At 39.3% G+C, this 21598-nt stretch carries 16 protein-coding genes; 6 read left to right on the top strand and 10 right to left on the bottom strand.

Annotated features, from left to right (window positions below; translation table 11 throughout):
• The first annotated feature begins 194 nt into the window (after nucleotides 1-194).
• Genes AL038_RS13145 through AL038_RS13135 form a run of 3 tightly spaced genes read left to right on the top strand, consistent with a single transcriptional unit; the run spans nucleotide 195 to nucleotide 4044 of the window.
• Nucleotides 195-404 (top strand): hypothetical protein, encoded by a 210-nt coding sequence (locus tag AL038_RS13145; RefSeq protein ID WP_062153507.1) that lies wholly within the window; start codon nucleotides 195-197, stop codon nucleotides 402-404.
• Complete coding sequence (locus tag AL038_RS13140; RefSeq protein ID WP_062153504.1) at nucleotides 404-3151, top strand: sensor histidine kinase; 2748 nt, start codon at nucleotides 404-406, stop codon at nucleotides 3149-3151. The genes AL038_RS13145 and AL038_RS13140 overlap by 1 nt, the downstream gene beginning before the upstream one ends.
• Nucleotides 3152-3186: 35 nt before the next feature.
• Entirely contained in the window at nucleotides 3187-4044 is an 858-nt protein-coding gene (locus AL038_RS13135) for a DMT family transporter (RefSeq protein WP_062153502.1), read from the top strand.
• A gap of 103 nt (nucleotides 4045-4147) precedes the next feature.
• Here the strand turns inward: AL038_RS13135 and AL038_RS13130 are convergent, their stop codons facing one another.
• From AL038_RS13130 to AL038_RS13095, 8 genes are all read right to left on the bottom strand, one after another.
• Entirely contained in the window at nucleotides 4148-4345 is a 198-nt protein-coding gene (locus AL038_RS13130) for a hypothetical protein (RefSeq protein ID WP_062153500.1), read from the bottom strand.
• Nucleotides 4346-4535: 190 nt separating this feature from the next.
• Nucleotides 4536-5468 (bottom strand): electron transfer flavoprotein subunit alpha/FixB family protein, encoded by a 933-nt coding sequence (locus AL038_RS13125; protein ID WP_062153498.1) that lies wholly within the window; start codon nucleotides 5466-5468, stop codon nucleotides 4536-4538.
• Nucleotides 5469-6218 (bottom strand): electron transfer flavoprotein subunit beta/FixA family protein, encoded by a 750-nt coding sequence (locus tag AL038_RS13120; protein ID WP_062153496.1) that lies wholly within the window; start codon nucleotides 6216-6218, stop codon nucleotides 5469-5471.
• 315 nt (nucleotides 6219-6533) lie between these two features.
• Nucleotides 6534-7238 carry a ComF family protein gene (locus AL038_RS13115; protein WP_083991527.1) on the bottom strand — a complete coding sequence of 235 codons (705 nt, stop codon included), beginning with the start codon at nucleotides 7236-7238 and terminating at the stop codon, nucleotides 6534-6536.
• Between the two features lie 11 nt (nucleotides 7239-7249).
• Nucleotides 7250-9937, bottom strand: a complete 2688-nt coding sequence (locus tag AL038_RS13110) for a calcium-translocating P-type ATPase, PMCA-type (RefSeq protein WP_062153492.1) — start codon at nucleotides 9935-9937, stop codon at nucleotides 7250-7252.
• 107 nt (nucleotides 9938-10044) lie between these two features.
• Nucleotides 10045-11052, bottom strand: a complete 1008-nt coding sequence (locus tag AL038_RS13105) for a hypothetical protein (protein WP_062153490.1) — start codon at nucleotides 11050-11052, stop codon at nucleotides 10045-10047.
• 3 nt (nucleotides 11053-11055) lie between these two features.
• A complete protein-coding gene (locus AL038_RS13100; protein WP_062153488.1) occupies nucleotides 11056-13923 on the bottom strand; it encodes an acetate and sugar kinases/Hsc70/actin family protein in 2868 nt (955 codons plus the stop codon).
• Nucleotides 13924-13935: 12 nt separating this feature from the next.
• Nucleotides 13936-16161, bottom strand: coding sequence for a P-loop NTPase family protein (locus tag AL038_RS13095; RefSeq protein ID WP_062153487.1), 2226 nt, complete (start codon nucleotides 16159-16161; stop codon nucleotides 13936-13938).
• A gap of 224 nt (nucleotides 16162-16385) precedes the next feature.
• Between AL038_RS13095 and AL038_RS13090 the strand changes: the two genes are divergently transcribed.
• The 3 genes from AL038_RS13090 to AL038_RS13080 are packed head-to-tail and all read left to right on the top strand — an operon-like array spanning nucleotide 16386 to nucleotide 18877.
• Nucleotides 16386-17225, top strand: a complete 840-nt coding sequence (locus AL038_RS13090; RefSeq protein WP_062153485.1) for a PD-(D/E)XK nuclease family transposase — start codon at nucleotides 16386-16388, stop codon at nucleotides 17223-17225.
• A gap of 10 nt (nucleotides 17226-17235) precedes the next feature.
• The gene (locus AL038_RS13085; protein WP_062153483.1) at nucleotides 17236-18051 is read left to right on the top strand and encodes a PD-(D/E)XK nuclease family transposase; all 816 of its coding nucleotides are present in this window, start codon (nucleotides 17236-17238) and stop codon (nucleotides 18049-18051) included.
• A gap of 10 nt (nucleotides 18052-18061) precedes the next feature.
• Nucleotides 18062-18877, top strand: a complete 816-nt coding sequence (locus tag AL038_RS13080) for a PD-(D/E)XK nuclease family transposase (protein WP_062153481.1) — start codon at nucleotides 18062-18064, stop codon at nucleotides 18875-18877.
• An 85-nt stretch (nucleotides 18878-18962) separates the two neighbouring features.
• On the opposite strand, the gene AL038_RS13075 is transcribed toward AL038_RS13080, so the two are convergent.
• Nucleotides 18963-20141, bottom strand: coding sequence for an acetate/propionate family kinase (locus AL038_RS13075; protein WP_062153479.1), 1179 nt, complete (start codon nucleotides 20139-20141; stop codon nucleotides 18963-18965).
• Nucleotides 20138-21550 (bottom strand): bifunctional enoyl-CoA hydratase/phosphate acetyltransferase, encoded by a 1413-nt coding sequence (locus AL038_RS13070; protein ID WP_062153477.1) that lies wholly within the window; start codon nucleotides 21548-21550, stop codon nucleotides 20138-20140. Before AL038_RS13070 ends, AL038_RS13075 begins: the two co-directional genes overlap by 4 nt.
• Nucleotides 21551-21598 lie beyond the last annotated feature (48 nt).

The raw sequence follows: 21598 nt of genomic DNA, 5'->3' as shown, positions 1-21598 counted from the left end.
ATGTTGACTCAAGAGGATTGACTAAAAGATGTACAAAAAACGTTCAGCAGGTGTTTGTTTTACCTAATAGGTTCATTTTAGCATTTACTACCTATAAAACTGTCTGCATGATTTAATGATTTTTAAAAGTTCAGCAAAACATCAGGTAATGTCAACTCATTGTTAAGCACAACGCCAGAAAATAGGTCATTTTTATGCACACCACCGCAAGCTATCTACTCAGTCTTCTTTTATTTGGCACATTATTATTTATCTATCCCCTACTTTCTCTTTTCAGTCAAGCCATTTTAATATTTGGAATTCCGTTATTATATATATATTTATTTATAGTTTGGTTGATATTTATTGGATTTACTGCCCTTATTTTACATAAAACTGATTCAACACCTAAAGGAGAAGAATAATGTTACAACACTGGGTGATTTTATTAGTCTCGTTTAGTTATTTAGGTATCTTATTCGGCATTGCTTATTACGGCGATAAGCGCGCAGACAGTGGGCATTCTTTAATCAGCAATCCTTATGTTTACACCCTGTCTATTGCGATTTATTGTACGGCATGGAGTTTTTACGGTAGCGTCGGACGTGCAACGACCAGTGGCATGGGTTTTCTACCTATTTATCTGGGGGCAACACTAACGGCTGCTTTATTCTGGTTGATTTTACGTAAAATTATCCGTATTGCTCACCGCTATCGCATCACGTCGATAGCAGATTTTATCGGCTCACGTTATGGCAAAAGTGCTAGTTTAAGTGGTTTAGTCACAATTATCGCAGTTATTGGCATTTTGCCCTATATTGCATTACAACTAAAAGCCATTTCCAGCAGTTTAGATATTGTCAGCCAGTATCCAATCTTAATGATGCCTAAACAACTGGGATTACGTCCTATTTGGTTTGATACTGCTTTTTATATTGCATTGATTTTAGCGATATTTACGATTTTATTCGGCACGCGCCATTTAGACGCAACAGAACGACATGAGGGCATGGTTGCAGCAATAGCCTTTGAATCTATTGTTAAATTACTGGCTTTTTTAGCGGTAGGTATTTTTGTGACATGGGGATTATTTACAGGTCCAACCGACTTATTTACACAAGCCTTTGCTGTACCTGAGTTGCAAAAACGCATGACGATGGAAAGCGTTACCGGTGGCTATATCAACTGGTTTACCCTGATTATTTTATCCATGTGTTCCATTTTATTCCTGCCACGTCAATTTCAAGTCGGTGTTGTCGAAAACGTCAATGAACAACATTTAAAAACAGCCAGTTGGCTATTTCCCTTATACTTATTAATCATCAATATTTTTGTTTTTCCGATTGCGTTAGCAGGACAACTCCTATTTACCCAACAAGCCATAGACCCCGACACCTATGTATTAACCCTGCCCATGTTTGCTAAAGCAGAAGGGCTAACACTCTTGGTTTTTATCGGCGGATTATCCGCTGCGGCTAGCATGGTTATTGTTGAAACTATCGCGCTTGCAACAATGGTGAGTAATGACCTATTAATGCCTATTCTATTACGTATCAATAGATTAAATCTTAGTGCCCGCCAAGATTTAGGGCGTTTATTACTTCTTATCCGTCGTTGCACCATCGCCTGTATTTTATTACTAGGATATGGTTATTACCGACTTATTGGTGAATCCTACGCGCTGGTAACTATTGGATTAGTTTCTTTCGCGGCGGCGGCACAATTCGCCCCTGCAATCTTTCTTGGAATTTACTGGAAAGGCGCAAATCGTCAAGGTGCATTGGTTGGATTGAGCATGGGTTTTTTTATTTGGAGCTACACGCTACTGCTGCCCGCATTTGCAAAATCGGGTTGGTTATCAATGGATTTTATTGAAAAAGGCTTATTAAACATTGCACTATTAAAACCTTATCAACTTTTTGGATTAACAGGATTAGATAATATTACACATGCTGTTTTTTGGAGTTTATTTTTTAATCTACTCGGCTTAATTATTGTGTCGTTGTTCTCACACAAACGCACGCTAGAACGATTACAAGCTAGCTTATTTGTCGATGTTTTCCACACAGAACGCAACGAACAAATTTACTATCGACATGGACAAGGAAATATTGCCGATTTAAAAGCCTTAACAATACGTTTTCTTGGGGAAGAAAAGACTAATCAAGCTTTTAAAAACTATGCGCAACAAAAAAAGTTTAATCTCAATGAGCAAACACCTACAACACCACAGCTTATCACTTTTGTAGAACAGCTATTAACCGGTGCGATAGGCTCGGCTTCTGCACACATCATGGTTGCCTCTGTTATTAAAGGAGAACCATTAAGTGTGCAAGATGTTTTACAAATTTTAGAAGAAACTTCTCAAGTGAGAGCCTACAGCCGACAATTGGAGCAAAAATCGCACGAATTAGAAATGGCAACCCGTGAGCTACGGACTGTCAATGAGCGATTACAGGAGCTAGACCATTTAAAAGACGAATTTGTAGCGACTGTCAGCCATGAATTGCGCACGCCACTAACCTCGATTCGTGCATTCTCAGAAATTTTGTTAAATAATCCAACCATAGACCTCGAACAACGCCAGCAGTTTTTGGATATCATTGTTAAAGAAGCAGAACGTTTAACCCGTTTAATCAATGATGTTTTAGACTTGGCAAAAATTGAATCAGGACGGATGGAGTGGCATAAATCCACACACGATTTGCGGGAGTTGATTACAACCGCTTGTGCGGCAGTTAGCCAATTATTTCATGAGCGTCACATTCATCTTCTACCACAATTACCTGAAAATGCCTTGTTAGCAGAAGTTGACCGCGACCGTTTGATTCAAGTGCTGATTAATTTATTATCCAATGCCAGCAAATTTACTGAAGCAGAGACTGGTCAAGTCATCGTACGATTATTATCAGAAAAACAATGGTTAAACATTGAAGTAGAAGATAATGGCTCGGGTATTCCCGCAACACATTTACAGAAAGTCTTTGAAAAATTTCATCAAGTAGATGACCAACAAGCAGGAAAGCCCAAAGGAACAGGGTTAGGATTGACCATTTGCCAACGTATTGTTGAACAACATGGTGGGAAAATTTGGGCAGAAAATATTGCAGTCGGTGGAGTTAAATTTATTATTCGTTTACCAAACTATGTTTTATTACCTAACCATGGTTAAAACCCAATACTAACAACTTTAATTCAGGTAAAACAATGGATACACATGACAGACCACACAATATTTTATTATACACACTGTTAGCTTTATTCGCTTTTGCCGCTAATTCATTGTTTTGCCGTATGGCATTAGGCGGGCAATTAATCGACGGTGCAAGTTTTACCATGATTCGCTTGATTTCTGGCGCGATAACCCTTGCTAGCATTAGTTTTCTATTTAAAAAATCAACATGGCAAGCCGTGCGCATGGATTATTTTTCTGCGGGGTTATTATTTTTATACGCAATTACTTTTTCTTTTGCTTACCAATATTTAACAACAGGCACAGGCGCGTTAATTTTATTTGGTGCTGTACAGGCGACGATGATTAGTGTCGCATTGTGGCGTGGAGAAAGACCCCATTTTATTGAATGGATTGGACTTATTTTTGCGATTATCGGTTTAATTTATCTAGTATTTCCCTCATTAAACGCGCCACCATTATTGGGTTCGTTACTTATGGCAGTTGCTGGCATTGCATGGGGGGGATATTCCTTGCGCGGGCGTGGTGTGCATCATCCAATTACGGCAACAGCAAAAAACTTTATTGGTACTTTACCTTTTACCATTATTGTCAGTGCTATTCTGTGGCAAACGGCTACTTACTCAGTACAAGGCATTGTTTTAGCGATTTTATCAGGGGCTTTTGCATCGGGGATAGGTTATGCGATTTGGTACACCGCATTAACAGGACTCACGGCAACTCGGGCGGCAACCGTGCAATTGTCCGTGCCGATTATTGCGGCAATGGCGGGAATTATTTTCTTAGGTGAAGTATTGAGTTTGCATTTATTCATTTCCAGCACATTAATTTTAGGTGGAATTGGGTTAGCCGTTTTTGCAAGAAAGTTGTAAGGCGGGTTTTATTTTGCAGCTAATTGGGGCTATAGCAACAGTACTATAAAAAGATTAAATAGAATATGAGTAAAAAGAGCGCATCAATAGAACAATTTGCTCGTTACCAAGCTCTGCTTGGTAATGCCTGCTTTGCAAGCTCCGCTTGCCGAGTACAAGCGGATTTAAGCGTGGGGCGTTCAAGTACCCGCCAAGCAGAGCTTGGCGAATAGGCATTACCAAGTGAAACTTGGTAACGAGCAAGATTTTCTTCTTGTTTCACTTTTAATACTTTTTTACGGAAATCTATTGAATAGGTCATTTCTTATTCTCTTTTTAAAATACGGTTACTATATATTGCCATTGCTTGATGAACTTGTTTAAACAATTACAAAATCAAGATGATGATGGAAAATTACACACAAACAATAAAAAACCGCATAACGCATAAAACGTTACACGGTTTTTATACAAGCCAGCGTATAAATACTAAAGATACATTGACGATAAAGCTATCCTAATTCTTTTTCCAATTCAGGTAATAATGTAAATAAATCTCCAACAAGTCCATAATCAGCTACTTGGAAAATAGGGGCTTCTTCGTCTTTATTAATCGCAACAATGACTTTGCTGTCTTTCATCCCTGCTAAGTGTTGAATAGCACCTGAAATACCAACCGCAATATATAACTCTGGCGCGACAACTTTACCTGTTTGTCCCACCTGATAATCATTCGGCACAAAACCCGCGTCCACTGCCGCACGTGATGCACCAATTGCCGCATTGAGTTTATCCGCGATTTTTTCTAACAAATAGAAATTCTCACCACTTGCCATGCCACGACCACCCGAAATAACAACTCGAGCATTCGTTAATTCGGGACGTTCCGATTTACTTAAGGCTTGACTGACAAATTGAGCGCGTGAGTTATCAGCAACCGCGCTGATGCTTTCAATCGGTGCAGACGCATTACCCGTGCTTGCTGCTTCAAAATTGGTAATCCGTACCGTAATAACTTTAATAGCATCTTTAGATTGCACGGTTGCTAAAACATTACCCGCAAAAATAGGACGCACGAACGTATCAGCACTAATAACCGCACTAATTTCAGATAATTGTGCAACATCTAATAATGCAGCAACACGCGGCATAACATTTTTTCCGAACGTAGTCGCTGCTGCAAATAAATGACTGTAATTCTTGGCAATAGACAGGATTAAATCAGCAAAACTTTCAGCTAATGGATTCGCATAATACGGGGCTTCTACATGCAAAACCTTACTGACTCCTGCAACTGTTGCAACTGCTTGCGCGACAGATTGCGCATTATGCCCTGCAACCAATACGTGAATATCCCCACCGACTAAACTCGCGGCTTTAAGCGTGTTTAAAGTACTGGCTTTAAGGCTATTATTATCATGTTCAGCAATGACGAGGATACGCATTTAGATAACCTTTGCTTCGTTTTTCAGTTTATTAACAAGTTCTTTTACATCAGCGACTTTAATACCCGCCTTCCGTCCTGCAGGTTCTTGCACTTTAAGTGTTACAAGACGTGGTGTTACATCAACCCCCAATTGTTCAGGCGTTAAGACCTCTAAAGGTTTTTTCTTTGCCTTCATAATATTAGGTAATTTTACATAACGTGGCTCGTTCAAGCGCAAATCAGCCGTGACAATCGCAGGTAAATTAAGCTTAATTGTTTCTAAACCACCATCAACCTCGCGAACAACCTCTAATTTATCCGCTTGAACCGTGATTTTAGAAGCAAACGTCCCTTGTCCCCAACCCAACAATGCCGCTAACATTTGCCCTGTCTGATTCGCATCATCATCTATGGCTTGTTTGCCTAAAATAACCAATTGCGGCTGTTCTTTATCTACAACCGCTTTTAATAACTTAGCAACGGCTAAGGGCTGTAATTCTGTGGTAGTTTCCACCAAAATGGCACGGTCGCCGCCCATTGCTAATCCCGCTCTCAATGTCTCTTGACATTGTGGAACACCTAAGGATACAAGCACGACTTCTGTAGCAATACCTGCCTCTTGCAAGCGCACAGCTTCTTCAACTGCAATTTCATCAAAGGGATTTATCGACATTTTGACATTTGCAATATCAACATCAGAACCATCCGCTTTAACCCGTATTTTTACGTTGTAATCAACGACACGTTTAACCGCAACTAATACTTTCATTGATGGATAACCTTATAGGTTGACGACTTGAAACATAACTTTTAGGCGTTGAAAAAAAAGAGAATATAGGTCTTTTACTAATTTTATTATCGTTTGTAAGGTGTTAGACCATAAATTCATGCGCTAAGTTTACGTTTACGTTAAGAGCAATGCAAGCCTCTTTTATTATTTCTTTAGGACAAATTTATATTCACGTTGATAAGTCTTTCAGAATAGACGGGAATAAAAATCACCTTACTAATCATTTTAACTAATTGTTAATTATAACAACTTTTATTATGGCTGTCTTTAATTGCATTTAACTAACCTTCAGATTTAGGCTTTTGCACAACACCAGACATCAACTTGTTTTACACCTGCATTTAATAAGACTTGTGCTAATTCCTTTACCGTTGAACCTGTTGTAACCACATCATCAATTAAACTAACCCGTTGCCAACTGGGTTTACAATACAACACATCAAACGCATCTTTAATATTTTCACGACGTAATCGAGCAGATAAACGGGTTTGTGGTGGGGTATTTTTACGACGTATGCAAGCTGAATCATCATAAGGAATATGTAGTTGCCGACTGATTCGCTTGGCTAATTCCACTGATTGATTATGTCCCCGACTGCGCAAACGATGTGGATGCAATGGCACAGGAATTAATACATCGGGGCGGTTTTCTACCACTAATTGTTGAGCCATTAATTGCCCAAGCAAGTGCAACACGGCAAAATTTCGCTGAAACTTTGCCGCTTGAATCAATTTTGTCGTGGGATATGTGTAGGCGAACACCGATTGCAAATGCTGATAAGGTGGTGGTCGGCGCAGACACTGTCCACAAATATGCTCATCAAGACTTAACACCGTTCCGCAACGTGTACAAGCGTTCTTTGTCCACATCAATTCTTGCAGACATAAAGCACACACGGCATTTTCACTGTCTGCACCACATAAAAAACAACTTTGTGGCAATAACCAGTGAAAAACCGACCGCAACGGCGCAATAAAACGATTATCTTTAAGCATCATCAGATTAAATATTAAAAATCTTCCCCACGGAATGATTGAATGACAGGATTTTTACCCAATTGATTTCTTAAGAATTTACGACATAAATCTACGGGAATTAAGATGATAGAAAATAATAAAACATACAACCATTCTGTTGTGTTTAAACCCACTGTTCGCATAATCTCCCCGCCAAACTGCACCATAATAACTTGAATACCAAAAATAAAACCGATTATTGGCAGAAAAAAAGCATTATTGGAAATATTTTCAAATAAATTTAATCCTTGTGTCCGCGCGTTAAACGTATTAAAAACCTGTAGAAAAACAAAAAAAGCAAAAAATGCACTTAAAAAAACGGCTCGTGCCTCAACACTGTCTATCGCATAACCACCTGTAAATAATCCTTTTGTAATAGGACTAGTGAGAAACCAAATGCTGATAATGGTTGCAACGACTCCATTGATAACGATTGACATTGCCATATCCCCATTAATCATAGGCTCATTTTTGGGGATGGGCGGCTCAAGCATATAACGGTTTAATGCCGCTTCCCCCGCCAACGCAAGCCCTGCGAATGTGTCCATAATAATGTTTAACCAAAGGAGTTGCGTCATCGTCAGCGGTAATTCAAACCCAACAAACGGCGCGAAAAAGGCAACCAAAACCGCAGATAAGCTTACCGTCAATTGAAAAACTAAAAACTTCCGAATCGACTTAAATAATGTGCGTCCATATAAAACGGCTTTAGTAATAGAGACAAAGTTATCATCTAACACCACAATATCGCTTGATTCCTTTGTCATTTCCGTGCCGCTGCCCATCGCAAAACCAACATCAGCACTTTTTACAGCAGGCGCGTCGTTCACCCCATCCCCCGTCATACCGACCACCCAATGTAACGATTTTGCCACACGAACTAAACGACTTTTATCCGTTGGAAACGCCCGCGACACCACTCGCAAATGTGGCAACCGCTCAGCCAGTTCCACATCAGATAAGGCTTGCAACTCAGTGGACGTTAAAATTAAGGCTTGTGGGTCATCTTCTAATAACCCCACATCGCGCGCAATTGCCTGAGCCGTTTCCTTCGCATCACCTGTAATCATAACAACTTGAATACCTGCTTGTTTTGCAGTTTTTACCGCTTGATAAGAGGTATCACGCAAGGCATCACGTAAGCCAAACACGCCCAATAAAGTTAAACGGGCAGGTAACGTTTTATCCGCATGAATGGGTTCAGTTGTCACTGCTACCGCGAGCAATCGCATGGCGCGGGCGGATAGTTGGTGCATCGCATCTTGTAACAGCGTTTTATCTGTAAATGCCATCGGATTACCTTCTTTATCCAGACAATCCGTACATTGGGCTAACAAAATGTCGGGCGCACCTTTTATCAAGGTCAACGACACGATAGGGCTTTCAACTTGCACCGCCGAAAATTTACGACTGCTATTAAAAGGAATACGCGCAATCACGGTTAATTCATCTTTATGCACCAACTCCGTCAAAATAAAGCGTAATAATGCTTGTTCAGTACGGTCTGCACCAACCATTGTTGGCTGTTCAGGATGACGTGCATCAATAACCGCACTTGTATTATTCCGCAAAGCGAAACCAAACATCTTCCCCAAACGGTTGGGTATTTCAGTAAAATGCTGAAAAGTTTCCCCTTGTCCTAATAACACAGTTTCAACAACTAAACGCCCTTGTGTTAATGTCCCTGTTTTATCTGTAAATAAAACGGTTAAACTGCCTGCCGTTTCAATACCCAATAATTTCCGTACTAACACTTTAACCGCTAATAACTTTTTCATATTAATGGCTAACACGATTGCAATCATCATCGGCAACCCTTCTGGCACTGCGACAACAATGACAATAATGGCCAAAATTAATGCCGTAAAAATATTATGAAAAATAATCCCTAACGGTTGTTGAAAATAAGCAGAAAATCCATCCTGTTCTAAAAATATCTGATTTAACATAAATGCTAGAAAAATGAATCCCGCGCCAAAATAGGCAACATGGGCAATCTGTTTTCCTAAAATGCTTAGTTTTTCCTGTAACGGTGACAAACTATCTACAGCTATACCCAACTCACTCATGGTTTTACCATATAAAGTCTGATTCCCGACTGCCGTTGCACACATCACGGCTTCACCATCCACAATTAAACCTGCACGAAACACCGTTATTAATTCTTTATCGGCGTGATGTGCTTGTTTATGTATGGTTTCTGACTCCCCTGTTAAAGCAGCTTCATCAACTTCTATATGTCCTTCTACTAACACGCCATCGGTTGGAATCGTGTCGCCCGCTTGCAAAAAAATATAATCCCCAACAACCAACTCATCGATGGGCAACTGCACCAAATGTCCTTTTTGGCGAAAAACTTTCACCTGAATGCGTGAAGATTCTTCCAATAATTGCCGAAACCGCCCTTCATTACTATGTTCTGACCACGTTGCAATAAAAGTCGCTAATATCACCGCAATCGCGATACCAACCCCTTCATACCATTCGGCATAGCCCAACGTAGCCAAGAGTAGCGTAATAGCTAAAGCAATTAATAAAATAACAATAATAGGGTCTTTAAAATTACTGAATAATTTTTCCCAAAAAGTTTCACTGGCTTGTGTTGCAACTGCATTAGAGCCATAAAGATTACGCGAATCTGTTACTGCTTGTTCACTCAATCCATCAAAATTAAATGGCATAGGAAACCCCCTTAACGGTTCATATCAAAGGATTACGTTAGCATAAAAAAAGCGCGAACACTTGAAAGAAGTGAACACGCTTTTTTGGGGTAATGCACAAATAAGGATTATTTTGTTTTTACCCATGCCTTGCGAGAAGTTATTATCTCATTTGTTTCATTGCGTAAAGTGACCGCTGGACGGCAAATTTCCTGAACAACCTCACCATTCCCGATAACTTTATCTGTGTATTGCGCACACTCGCTCAGAAATTTATTTTTTAAGGGTTGATAAACAATTTCAACTGTCCATTGCGTGGGACATACTGTTTTTAGTTGTTTACTAAACCATTGCCAATGTTGCGTATCTGCTTCATAACAAGCTAAGAAGGGACACCAAAAATCCATTAGGAAAATAACAATTTGGTTAGTTGCATTAGCTTGATTTTTATCGTCTAAAATTTGTTGTAAGGTCTTTTTAACACGTTCTGTATTTGATTCGTCCCATCTAACATTACGTTTAATGTTATCGAGTAATTTCTTTTGAAAAGGGGTATCAATTTCTGTTGGATAGCCCGAACGCGTGAAGCCTAGAAACTCATGTGAGGGAATTAGTATTTTCGTTTGCTGTTTAGCCTTTCTTCTGACAAGGCTAAAGATAATAACAATTAATGAAAAACCGCCAAGGACAACACCCGCTATTTTGATGTAATCGCTATTTTCTTGTGTTGGTTCTAATTTTTCTTTTACGGTTTTATCATCTGATATTAATACTTTTTTTTGTTCCTCATGTTTTGTTTCCATCGTTTTCTGTTTCGATACATTTGGAATAGGTTTCTCACGTTCTACGATATGTTGTTCTTGTTCTACTTTTGGTTTTTTCTCTTCTAATTCTATGGTTAGTATTGGTTTTTTCCCTTCCGTAACGTGCTGTTTTTGTTCTCCTACTGTATCACGATGTAAATCTGGAGAAACGGACGGATTAGGTAGCAATTCATACCAACAAAGCGGCGGATAAAGAGGTGGATTAGGTGGTAATCCATACCAACACCTAAGATAAACCTGATTCTCTCCTCCCCAAACGGTCATCGTGATAGGTAGAAACAACACTATAATTAGTAACAGAAAATAACGCATGATTTATTCATCGGCATCTAGTGAATGAATTCTTCCCGTCATTCGAAAATCTTCAATTTGCAAATGGACTTTCAACGCACTACCTAATGCTACCTCTGTATCTTCATAAGGTTTCATGGCAATATTTTCTTTGATAATAGGATTGCTTTCACCCTCTTTTTTATACATCTCAATTTTTGAGAGTTTAATCTCAGTTGATGCAACTTGTTGAAAATAAAAAATGAGCTTCTCAAAATTCTCTTTTATTCCACCGTCGATATCTATGCGCAAAAAAGGTTGTGGCGGGTCTGGATATTCACTAAGTATCATCCCTTCTTTAATTTTTCCACCAAAGTTAATCCCTAAATAAAACCCTTTCGCGGTTGCTTTATCTAAAGTCAATAGATATTCTTTTTCTAACTCAATTGGTTGGTTGTCTGCATCGATAAGCAACTCTATTTCTGGATCAAAATGATCTTGTGGGCGTAATGATGTATTTTCAGCTAACACACCAATCGCGCGTGTTCGTCTCGTTTCATCAATGGGTTCACATTCGAGGGGACGTTTACCAAAGGCAGCTTTTGTATTCCAATAATTTAATGCCAATCCCTTACACACTAGGCTTTTTGCAGTAAATTCTTCATGTTGGTTTTCATCGTTACGTGGTTCTAGTGCATAATTCCCCACTTCGGCAAAATCAATCGCTAATGGACGTTTTTCCTCAGGAATAGCATTGATAATAGCCTCACGAAAGCCTGCTAATTGACTAGAACGCCCTGATAATAATAGACAATCTAGCGCGGGCTGATTTTCTTCTGCAAACCACAGCTTTAACTGGTTTATTAAGTGTTGATAAGTCTCACTAACCCATTTTTGTAAAGATGCCTTTTCAATGGTCGGTTGAAGTGTTTGTGAATTAAAGTCGGGTAATGATAAATTTTTAACCACATCAGCCCAATTAATGGTTGTGCTATCTGTTTGTGATAGGGCTAACTTAATAAGCTCTGATTGTTCATACAGATTAAGACAAAAACGCCAACGGTATAATTCTAAGGGTTCAGATGTATCACCCAAGAAACTATCCTTGATTTTCTCGTCAAACAAATTAGTTCGTAAATATTCATCAGAAAGCGTTTCACTATATCGGAGTAAACTTTTTAGGTGTTCTGCAATCCGACGGGTTACCTCAATCCCCCCTTTATCTATTGCAAAATGTTTATAAATTTTTGCAACAACGGGTGTATTTGACTTATCCCCTGCATCTGTAATGGAAAGCAGCACCATATCGGTTGTGCCACCACCACAATCAATAACCAGTACTTGCATTGTTTTAGGATATTGACAGGCTTTTTCTATATCAGGCTCAAAAGGACTGAATGTTCTGAGTAAATCGCTCCCTTCTAAACCTTGAAATCGTTTTAAGATTAACCCTAAAAAAGCGGCACTTGCTTCATCTAAGCAGAATAAAGGACTCATTTCATCAGACACTTGTTGTGTCTTTAAAAACTCGTGGAAAAAACTTTTATTTAATGCACTTTTGAGAAGAACTTCAAGACTTTGTCGTTGTAATTTAGTCCAAGTAACAGGATAGCTATAACACAAACTCGATAGGCGTGATTTTAATGCACCAGATAAAATGGCTTTATTGAGGGTTTCATCTAAAAACTCTTGTAAATAGACTTCAACAGGATGTTGTTGTTTATAAACCTTCTTAAATCCTTCCAACATTTCTTGGACACGAGAACTATTGGCATCTGTGCCAATAAGTCTTTTGGGGGCAAAAACAAAATTTTTGGGATTAATTTGATTAGAACTGCTTTTTTTCGTTAAAAAACTTTCTGCTTCAAAACCAATAAGACATTCATGATGCGTTGTCACTAACTCATCAAATTCATTTTGGTCGTCAACATAAATAATACCGGGTGTTGCTTCTCGCTTATCATTATCTTCTGTCGCAAGTTGGAAGCGTTTTGCACGAACATGACGAGGAACGGGTGAAAAAAGACCATCAATAGCATCATTTTCCTGACCCCATGTAAAAGAACGAGAAGAAATTTGTCCATTAGGTTTCATCTTTTCGTTTAAAAGGGGGAGTAATGTCGTATGTGTCCAAGAACATAGATGGTGTAGCGGTGTAAAGATGGGCTTGTCTTCAGCATCGATTCCTTGTTCTGGTAAACAAGCAATGGTGCTTGCCGTTGTGCCAAAATCTAAAGCCAAAAAGAAAGCCCTTGAATTGGCATCTGGTTTTACCGATTTATTTAAAACTAAAAAAGGTTTTTTTAGACGAAATTGCCAACGCTCATCAATGCCAAAAAGACCTTTAAAAACATTTAATGCACCATCATCAGGTGGCGTTTTTGGTGGTTCTTTATCATTTTCTAATGGAAAAAAGGCAATACGCGGGATAGCTAAAACAGCATATTGTTTGCCACATAAATCTTGTTTTACGGGTTGTTCGATCTGATTGATGTTATTGACCAGATATAGCCCATGAACTTTACTGGTAACCCCTTTTGGATTCCAACTGAGGTATAAACCACATTCGTTTCCAGTTGTGGAAAGATTAAAGGCGATATCTAAATGTGTTGTAACATTATCTTTGTTAGAGGTAGGTAGGTTTTGCACATACCCTTTATTATCTATCTGGATAATTTGAAAGCTGTTTTCCCACAATGAATTGTTTAAGCGATAGCCAAAGCCTTCATCTATAGGGCTAATTGCGATAGATTTCCATTCTTTAACGTTTTCTTGTTGCCAATAGATAAAAACTTGATTACAAGTTAATACTTTCTCTATTAATTGTTCTACCTTATCACCTTTTATCTTATCAAGTGGCACAAATAAGCGACGCGGCATATTTGTATCTAGTTGTATGTAAGGGGTTGTCATAACATATTATCTCTATTCATAAGAAGATTTAAAATTAGCCTGCTTAATTTCCGCAAGCAATGAATCTGTTGCAGTCGCTACCCGTTCAAATTGTTCTTTATCTGCTGTCTGTTTATGTCCAGCACCTGCATTTAAAACAGTAGAAATGAGGATATTAGTATATTTATCCTCACCATAGCAAAATTTGGCGACTTGTTCTAAGGCGTTTTTATCTGCATCAACCAAATATGCCATTACTCTCACAAGACGTTCCAAACAAATGCTTTGCAAGCGTTTCAGTCGCTCTACTTTGGTTTTGATGATGTATTCATTATGTTTCTTAAACATAACTAACGCATAATCTTCAATCAGACATTCTTTTAGAGCGCGTTTTAACTTATCTTTTACATCCGCAGTTGTAGAAGTAATCGCCTTTAGCTGATCAACAGCATCATCAACGACATCTTGAATAATATCGTTATATTCAAAAGAGGGCTGTGTGGAAAGTGGATTTTTAATCGTTTCTTCAACACTAGCAATTCGAGAACGACACACATTACCTAAGCGAAATGGTTGTATCCCGAGTAACCCATCTTTTACAACCCATATACTTTTTAAGAATTCTTTAACTGTGTTGAGTTCATTAATTGCATTAATACGATTTTGCGGTTGATTAATTTCACTCAAAAAATCATCAAATTGACGACATAAATCATCTGCGTGTCGCTTTCTTTCACTACAATGATTGTTTGCAATCGGACCGACGGTTGCATAATTTGTAATTGTTTTGGTAAACAACTTAAAACCACGATTGTTTGGATCAAGCAAAGCAACAAGTACGTGAATTAACCATTTTTGAATACATCGCCGTTCTGATGGGTCAATGACATTACAATCAGACCAGTCCTTTACCAGTCTCAACACACAGCGTTCACCCCATGGCAATGTACTATCTTCATGAGCAGCATCACCATACTCTTCTAGTCGTTGACATAGCTGACTGCTTACTTGTTCTGCACAATCAGCTTGAATATCAAATTGTTCCAAGTCCTCCTCATGTCGTTCAAAAAAGAATATGGGAGGCCATGTTGCTAAATCAGTAGAGATAAGGGGTTGTTCATCCCTCTCCGCACTCATCAACGGTGAAATGACATTCTTAAAAATAGTGCTATAAAAATTTGTTTCCGCATAGTTTTTTACATATTCTTTGGACTGATTGGGATTTTTTGCAATTTCCCTTTCAGTATCCTCTTTTTTAAGCGTGTTACTTATTTTTTTAAACAAGACCGCTGCATGAGTAAAGCTCAATAACAAGCGTCCATTTCCTTGTCCTTGACATCGTTTTTGCCAAGGTGACCATACGGTGTCTTGAAATTGCCCACCAATTGCCATAGCGGCAGGGTCGGAGGAACAAACAATGAGTAATACGTCAATTTCATGTGTAGCACTGGTAAAAACGGCAGTGTTTTTAGTTTTTTTCCACTCAGAATAATTGCCAACAAGATTCATCGAATCCGCACCGGGGGCATCAATAATGTCCAAAGTATCTATGGTTTGTTCGGCAATACTCAACTTTTGAGCAGGTAGAGCAACAGGAATCGTGACTTGCTTGATATGCCATTGTATGTCAGATAATTGAATGTTACCTGTTTCGCTTATTTTATAGGAAAGATGATTATGTTCTTCCAAATAAAAATCATCATCTTCAGGCAAGACAGGGAAACGACAAACATGAAAAGGTTTATCTATCCGTATGGGTTCATCCACTGTGCGCAACAAACGAATGGTTTTTTTTTGCAAGCGAAGTGTAGGTCTTTGAATTGTCGGTTCAAAGTCGGTAGGAAATAATTCCACATGGAGATAATGTGTAGAAGGCTCATCGGGAAACGAACTTCCCTTTGTTAAACGAACTAAACAAGCTGTTGTGTCAGAATCACCAACAGGTAAGTAAGACATTTCTTGAATACCACCGATTGCATTTCCTAACCAACTTTGTAACAAACTCGTCTTACCTTGATTTTGTTTACCCATAACACAAAGGCTGGGGCGAATAGCGGTTAATCTTTGTAGTTGCTCTGCTTTATCACGTAATTTTTTTAATCTAGGTTTCCACGTCTGACTGTAAACCTCTTGACAAGCAGGTTCTTTAAGCTTTGCCTTTTCAAAATTACTTTCAATCTCGTCTAATCGATTTTGTATGTACTTAACAAGTGATTGTAAAGATACTGTAAATTCCCTTTGTTTATCTTGAATACTCATGGCTTATCCTAAATATATTTGCTCAAAAATTTAAACAAGGTCAAAATCTTACCGTTTTTTTTCAAACTTGTCACGACAAATGAGATAGCAAAGTGGTGGGTTTACATATCATCGTTTCTCCTAATAAAAATAGCCACAATGTAATGTACTTAACGCTACTGAAAATAATGTATTGGTTATACTAGAATCGTTTTGTCCACAAAATATAAGATAGAGACTCCAAAATGATAGAAGTTGTCCCCCTAAAATACGGCGCGATATTTAAGCAAGCCTTTGGTCAACCTGAAACCTTTACCCAATTTGTTAATGATGTATTAGACATTAATATTCATATTGATAAAGTTCATACCGAATATGAATATCCTAATCCAGTCGGATTTGTGCGTAGCAAATATGATTTATTCGCTGAGGACATAGAACAACGAATTGTCGTTGAAATTCAACATATCAAAGAAGAAGACTTTTTTGACCGTTTTTTATACTACCATCTGGTAAGTTTGGTCGAACAGATAGGCAGTTTTCAAGAATATAATTTTGAACGAACCGTTTACACCATCGTTGTTTTAACCAGTGTTCCACGTGATGGCAGTGTCGACTTTAGTTGTGCCGTTAGTGATATGAACCCAATTGATGAACGTGGACGTAAATTATCTATTTATCCACATCGTTTAGTCTTTCTTTGTCCGCGCTTGGTGAATGATAAAACGCCGCCAAAAATCAAACGATGGTTAGAGTTAATAGAAGATTCATTAGATGGCAAATTAGAAGAAAATAATTATTCAGAAAAGATGTTTCAAGCAATTTTAGACATTATTCGTAAACTGAATATTGATAGAGACATACTGGCGCAAATTAAGGATGAAGCTGCATGGGAAAAGGCAAAACAGCGGTTTAAGGAGGAGGGTATGGAAGAGGGCTTACAAATAGGAAAAGAAGAGGGTGATAAACAAGCTCGCTTAGAAACCGCACGAAAACTACGCGAAAAAGGCTTCAGTCTGGAAGAAACCGCAGAATTAACAGGATTAGCCGTGGCTGATTTATCCGCTTTGTTCAAAATACCATAGGAGTTTCCTTGTGATAGAAGTTGTCCCCCTAAAATACGGCGCGATATTTAAGCAAGCCTTTGGTCAACCTGAAACCTTTACCCAATTTGTTAATGATGTATTAGATATTAATATTCATATTGATAAAGTTCATACCGAATATGAATATCCTAATCCTGTCGGGTTTGTGCGTAGCAAATATGATTTATTCGCTGAGGACATAGAACAACGAATAGTCGTTGAAATTCAACATATCAAAGAAGAAGACTTTTTTGACCGTTTTTTATACTACCATCTGGTGAGTTTGGTCGAACAGATAGGTAGTTTTCAAGAATATAATTTTGAACGAACCGTTTACACCATCGTTGTTTTAACCAGTGTTCCACGTGATGGCAGTGTCGACTTTAGTTGTGCCGTTAGTGATATGAACCCAATTGATGAACGTGGACGTAAATTATCTATTTATCCACATCGTTTAGTCTTTCTTTGTCCGCGCTTGGTGAATGATAAAACCCCACCAAAAATCAAACGGTGGTTAGAGTTAATAGAAGATTCATTAGATGGCAAACTAGAAGAAAATAATTATTCAGAAAAGATGTTTCAAGCAATTTTAGACATTATTCGTAAACTGAATATTGATAGAGACATACTTGCGCAAATTAAGGATGAAGCTGCATGGGAAAAGGCAAAACAGCGGTTTAAGGAAGAAGGTATGGAAGAAGGTGATAAACGAGCTCGTTTGGAAACTGCACGAAAACTACGCGAAAAAGGCTTCAGTCTGGAAGAAACCGCAGAATTAACAGGATTAGCCGTGGCTGATTTATCCGCTTTGTTCAAAATACCATAGGAGTTTCCTTGTGATAGAAGTTGTCCCCCTAAAATACGGCGCGATATTTAAGCAAGCTTTTGGTCAACCTGAAACCTTTACCCAATTTGTTAATGATGTATTAGATATTAATATTCATATTGATAAAGTTCATACCGAATATGAATATCCTAATCCCGTCGGGTTTGTGCGTAGCAAATATGATTTATTCGCTGAGGACATAGAACAACGAATAGTCGTTGAAATTCAACATATCAAAGAAGAAGACTTTTTTGACCGTTTTTTATACTACCATCTGGTGAGTTTGGTCGAACAGATAGGCAGTTTTCAAGAATATAATTTTGAACGAACCGTTTACACCATCGTTGTTTTAACCAGTGTTCCACGTGATGGCAGTGTCGACTTTAGTTGTGCCGTCAGTGATATGAACCCAACGGATGAACGTGGGTGCAAATTATCTATTTATCCACATCGTTTAGTCTTTCTTTGTCCTCGCTTGGTGAATGATAAAACGCCGCCAAAAATCAAACGGTGGTTAGAGTTAATAGAAGATTCATTAGATGGCAAATTAGAAGAAAATAATTATTCAGAAAAGATGTTTCAAGCAATTTTAGACATTATTCGTAAACTGAATATTGATAGAGACACGCTGGCGCAAATTAAGGATGAAGCCGCATGGGAAAAGGCAAAACAGCGGTTTAAAGAGGAAGGAAAACAAGAAGGTGATAAACAAGCTCGTTTGGAAACTGCACGAGTTATGTTGGCTGATGGAATGTCTATTGAAACCGTGCTGAAATATACGGGGTTAATTATTACAGATTTATCCGCTTTTTCTAAGGTAAAATGAAACGTATAACGAGAGAATAGTATGTGTTTGACACAGCACTAATCGCTCTGTGTCAAACTGAATAACTGACTATATGATTACAAACCTATCCCTTTAGTATTCGCAAGGTGTGTTGTGCAATCATTTTTTCTTCGTTGGTAGGAATTACCCAGACTGAAACACGGCTGTCAGGGGTGCTAATACATGACGCATGTTTAGCATTCGCTTCGGGATTAAGTTTTATACCTAACCATTCTGCTTTTTCGCACACGCCCGCACGGATAAGACTGGCATATTCGCCAATGCCTGCGGTAAAGACTAGAGCATCTATTCCATTGATAGTAGAAGTCATTGAACCTAGTTCACAACCAATGCGATAGATGAAGTAGTCTATGGCTTCTTTCGCATGGGGGGAATCGCTGGCTAAGAGGGTTTCCATGTCGTTGCTGATGCCCGACACGCCTAATAAGCCTGAGCGGTTGTAAAGGAGTTTGGTTAGCTCTTTTACGTCCATGCCTTGATTTAAGAAATGGAGGATGACACCCGCGTCAATCGCACCTGTACGTGTTCCCATCGGTAGTCCGTCTAGCGCGGTAAAACCCATAGTGGAGGCAACGCTTTTGCCGTTGCGTATTGCGCACATGCTAGAACCATTGCCTAAATGAGCAACCACGACTTTTTCTGGTAATTTACCAACCACTGAAGGCATTTTTTGTGCAATGTATTCATAGGATAGTCCATGAAATCCATAGCGTTTTATACCTTGTTCGGTGTATTCACGAGGAATGCCAAAGCGTTGTGCTGTTAATGTTTGCGTGGTATGGAACGCGGTATCAAAGCAGGCAACTTGTGGTAAATGTCCCTTCAGTTTGTCTAACACTTGAATCGGTGCAAGGTTATGCGGTTGGTGCAGGGGCGCGAGTGAACCCAGTGCTTCTAGCTGTTGGAAAATTTCGGGTGTGACTTCTACGGGTTTGGTAAAGGTCACTCCGCCGTGTACAACGCGATGTCCAACTGCATAAAGTGTTAAACCATCGTCACGTTCTTCCATCCAACTCAGTAAACGGGTAAACGCAGCTTCGTGGGTGGCTGTCCCTAAATCTTCTTCAAGTAGTTTTAAGCCTATCGCATTTTTGGCTACAAAATGGGCATGTGTCCCTAAACCAGACATGTTGCCACGATAGATAAGTTCTAGTGCTTGTTCTTCGCCTTCATTGATGGCGAATAAGGAAAATTTAATGCTGGAAGAGCCTGCATTAATCACGAGGATGGCGTTTTGACTCATGGAATTACTTTTGCCTTGTTTCGAACGAGGAGAAGGGCTAAGGCACAAGATGCCATGCGACTTAGGACGGAATCGGCACGGCTGGTGAGGGCGATAGGAACACGCGCCCCTAAAACAATGCCTGAAGACTGGGCTTCTGCCATGTATTCGAGTTGTTTGGCAACCATGTTACCCGCTTCTAAATCTGGTGCAACAAGGATATCAGCTTGTCCTGCAACGGGGGAAATAATTCCTTTGATTCTTGCTGCTTCCATAGAAACTGCGTTATCAAAGGCTAAAGGTCCATCAATAACACCGCCAACAATTTGTTTGCGGTCGGCCATTTTGCAAATCGCAGCCGCTTCTAAAGTGGAGCGCATTTTGGGGTTAATGGTTTCTACGGCTGATAGTAAGGCAATTTTGGGCTGAGGAACGCCTAATGCATGGGCGAGTTCGATGGCATTCTGCACGATGTCACGTTTATCTTCTAACGTTGGGTCTATGTTGATGGCCGCATCAGTAACAAAGAGTGGACGAGGATAGGAGGGAACATCAAGCACAAATACATGGCTCATACGCCGTGCAGTGGCGATGCCTGTGCCACGTTGGACGGCTGCACCCATCAGTTCATCGGTGTGTAAACTGCCTTTCATAATGGCATCAACTTCGCCTGAACGTGCCATTGCAACCGCAACGGTAGCCGCTTCATGGCTGTGTTCGGTATCCACAAAGTTGTAGCCTGTAATATCTACCCCATCTTCTTGGGCAACCGCTATGATTTTGGCTTTAGGCCCAACGAGGTAAGGAATAATCAGGTTAGCTTTAGCGGCTTCAATTGCACCAAATAGGGAGTTACGGTCAACAGGATGCACAACAGCCATACGAATGGGTTCGTATTTGTGGGTCATTGCAACCAAACGTTGTAATTGCGCGCCGGGATTGTTGATTTGCAATTCGGGTAAGGCAATGGCAGTGCGGATAATTTTTTCAGTGGGTGCAATGACTTCTGCAACCCCTGTGCAAACGGTTTCCCCGCGTTGGTTGGTGCTTAAACAATCAAAAATAATGCTGTGGTCTTGATGGTTTTTGCTTTTAACTGTGATGGTTAAGGTGACGGTATCGCCTAGGGTTAGGTAGTTGTGAAAAACTAAGTTCTGCCCTTTGTAAATTGTTCCAGGTCCGGGCAGTTGTGTGCCTAGTAGTCCAGAAATCAGCGCACCATTCCACATGCTGTGTCCAGTGACTTTGTTATTTTCATGTTGTTGATGAACATAGTCAAAGTCTAAGTGGGTGGGGTTTAAATCCCCTGATGCCATTGCAAAAACGTTAATATCTTCATAGGTTAGTGTACGGGAGACATTGGCAGATTCACCGATTTGAATTTCGTCAAAGGTCTTGTTGCTAATGTCTTGTTGTGTCGCTTCATGCATAGTTTTTTATTCTCACGTTATGTGCTTGAGTAACGATTGTTTTTCTGC

Source organism: Beggiatoa leptomitoformis (genome assembly GCF_001305575.3).
GTDB classification, from domain to species: Bacteria; Pseudomonadota; Gammaproteobacteria; order Beggiatoales; family Beggiatoaceae; genus Beggiatoa; species Beggiatoa leptomitoformis.
Note: the sequence above shows the minus strand (reverse complement) of the source record. Positions and strands in the feature narration are given on the sequence as shown.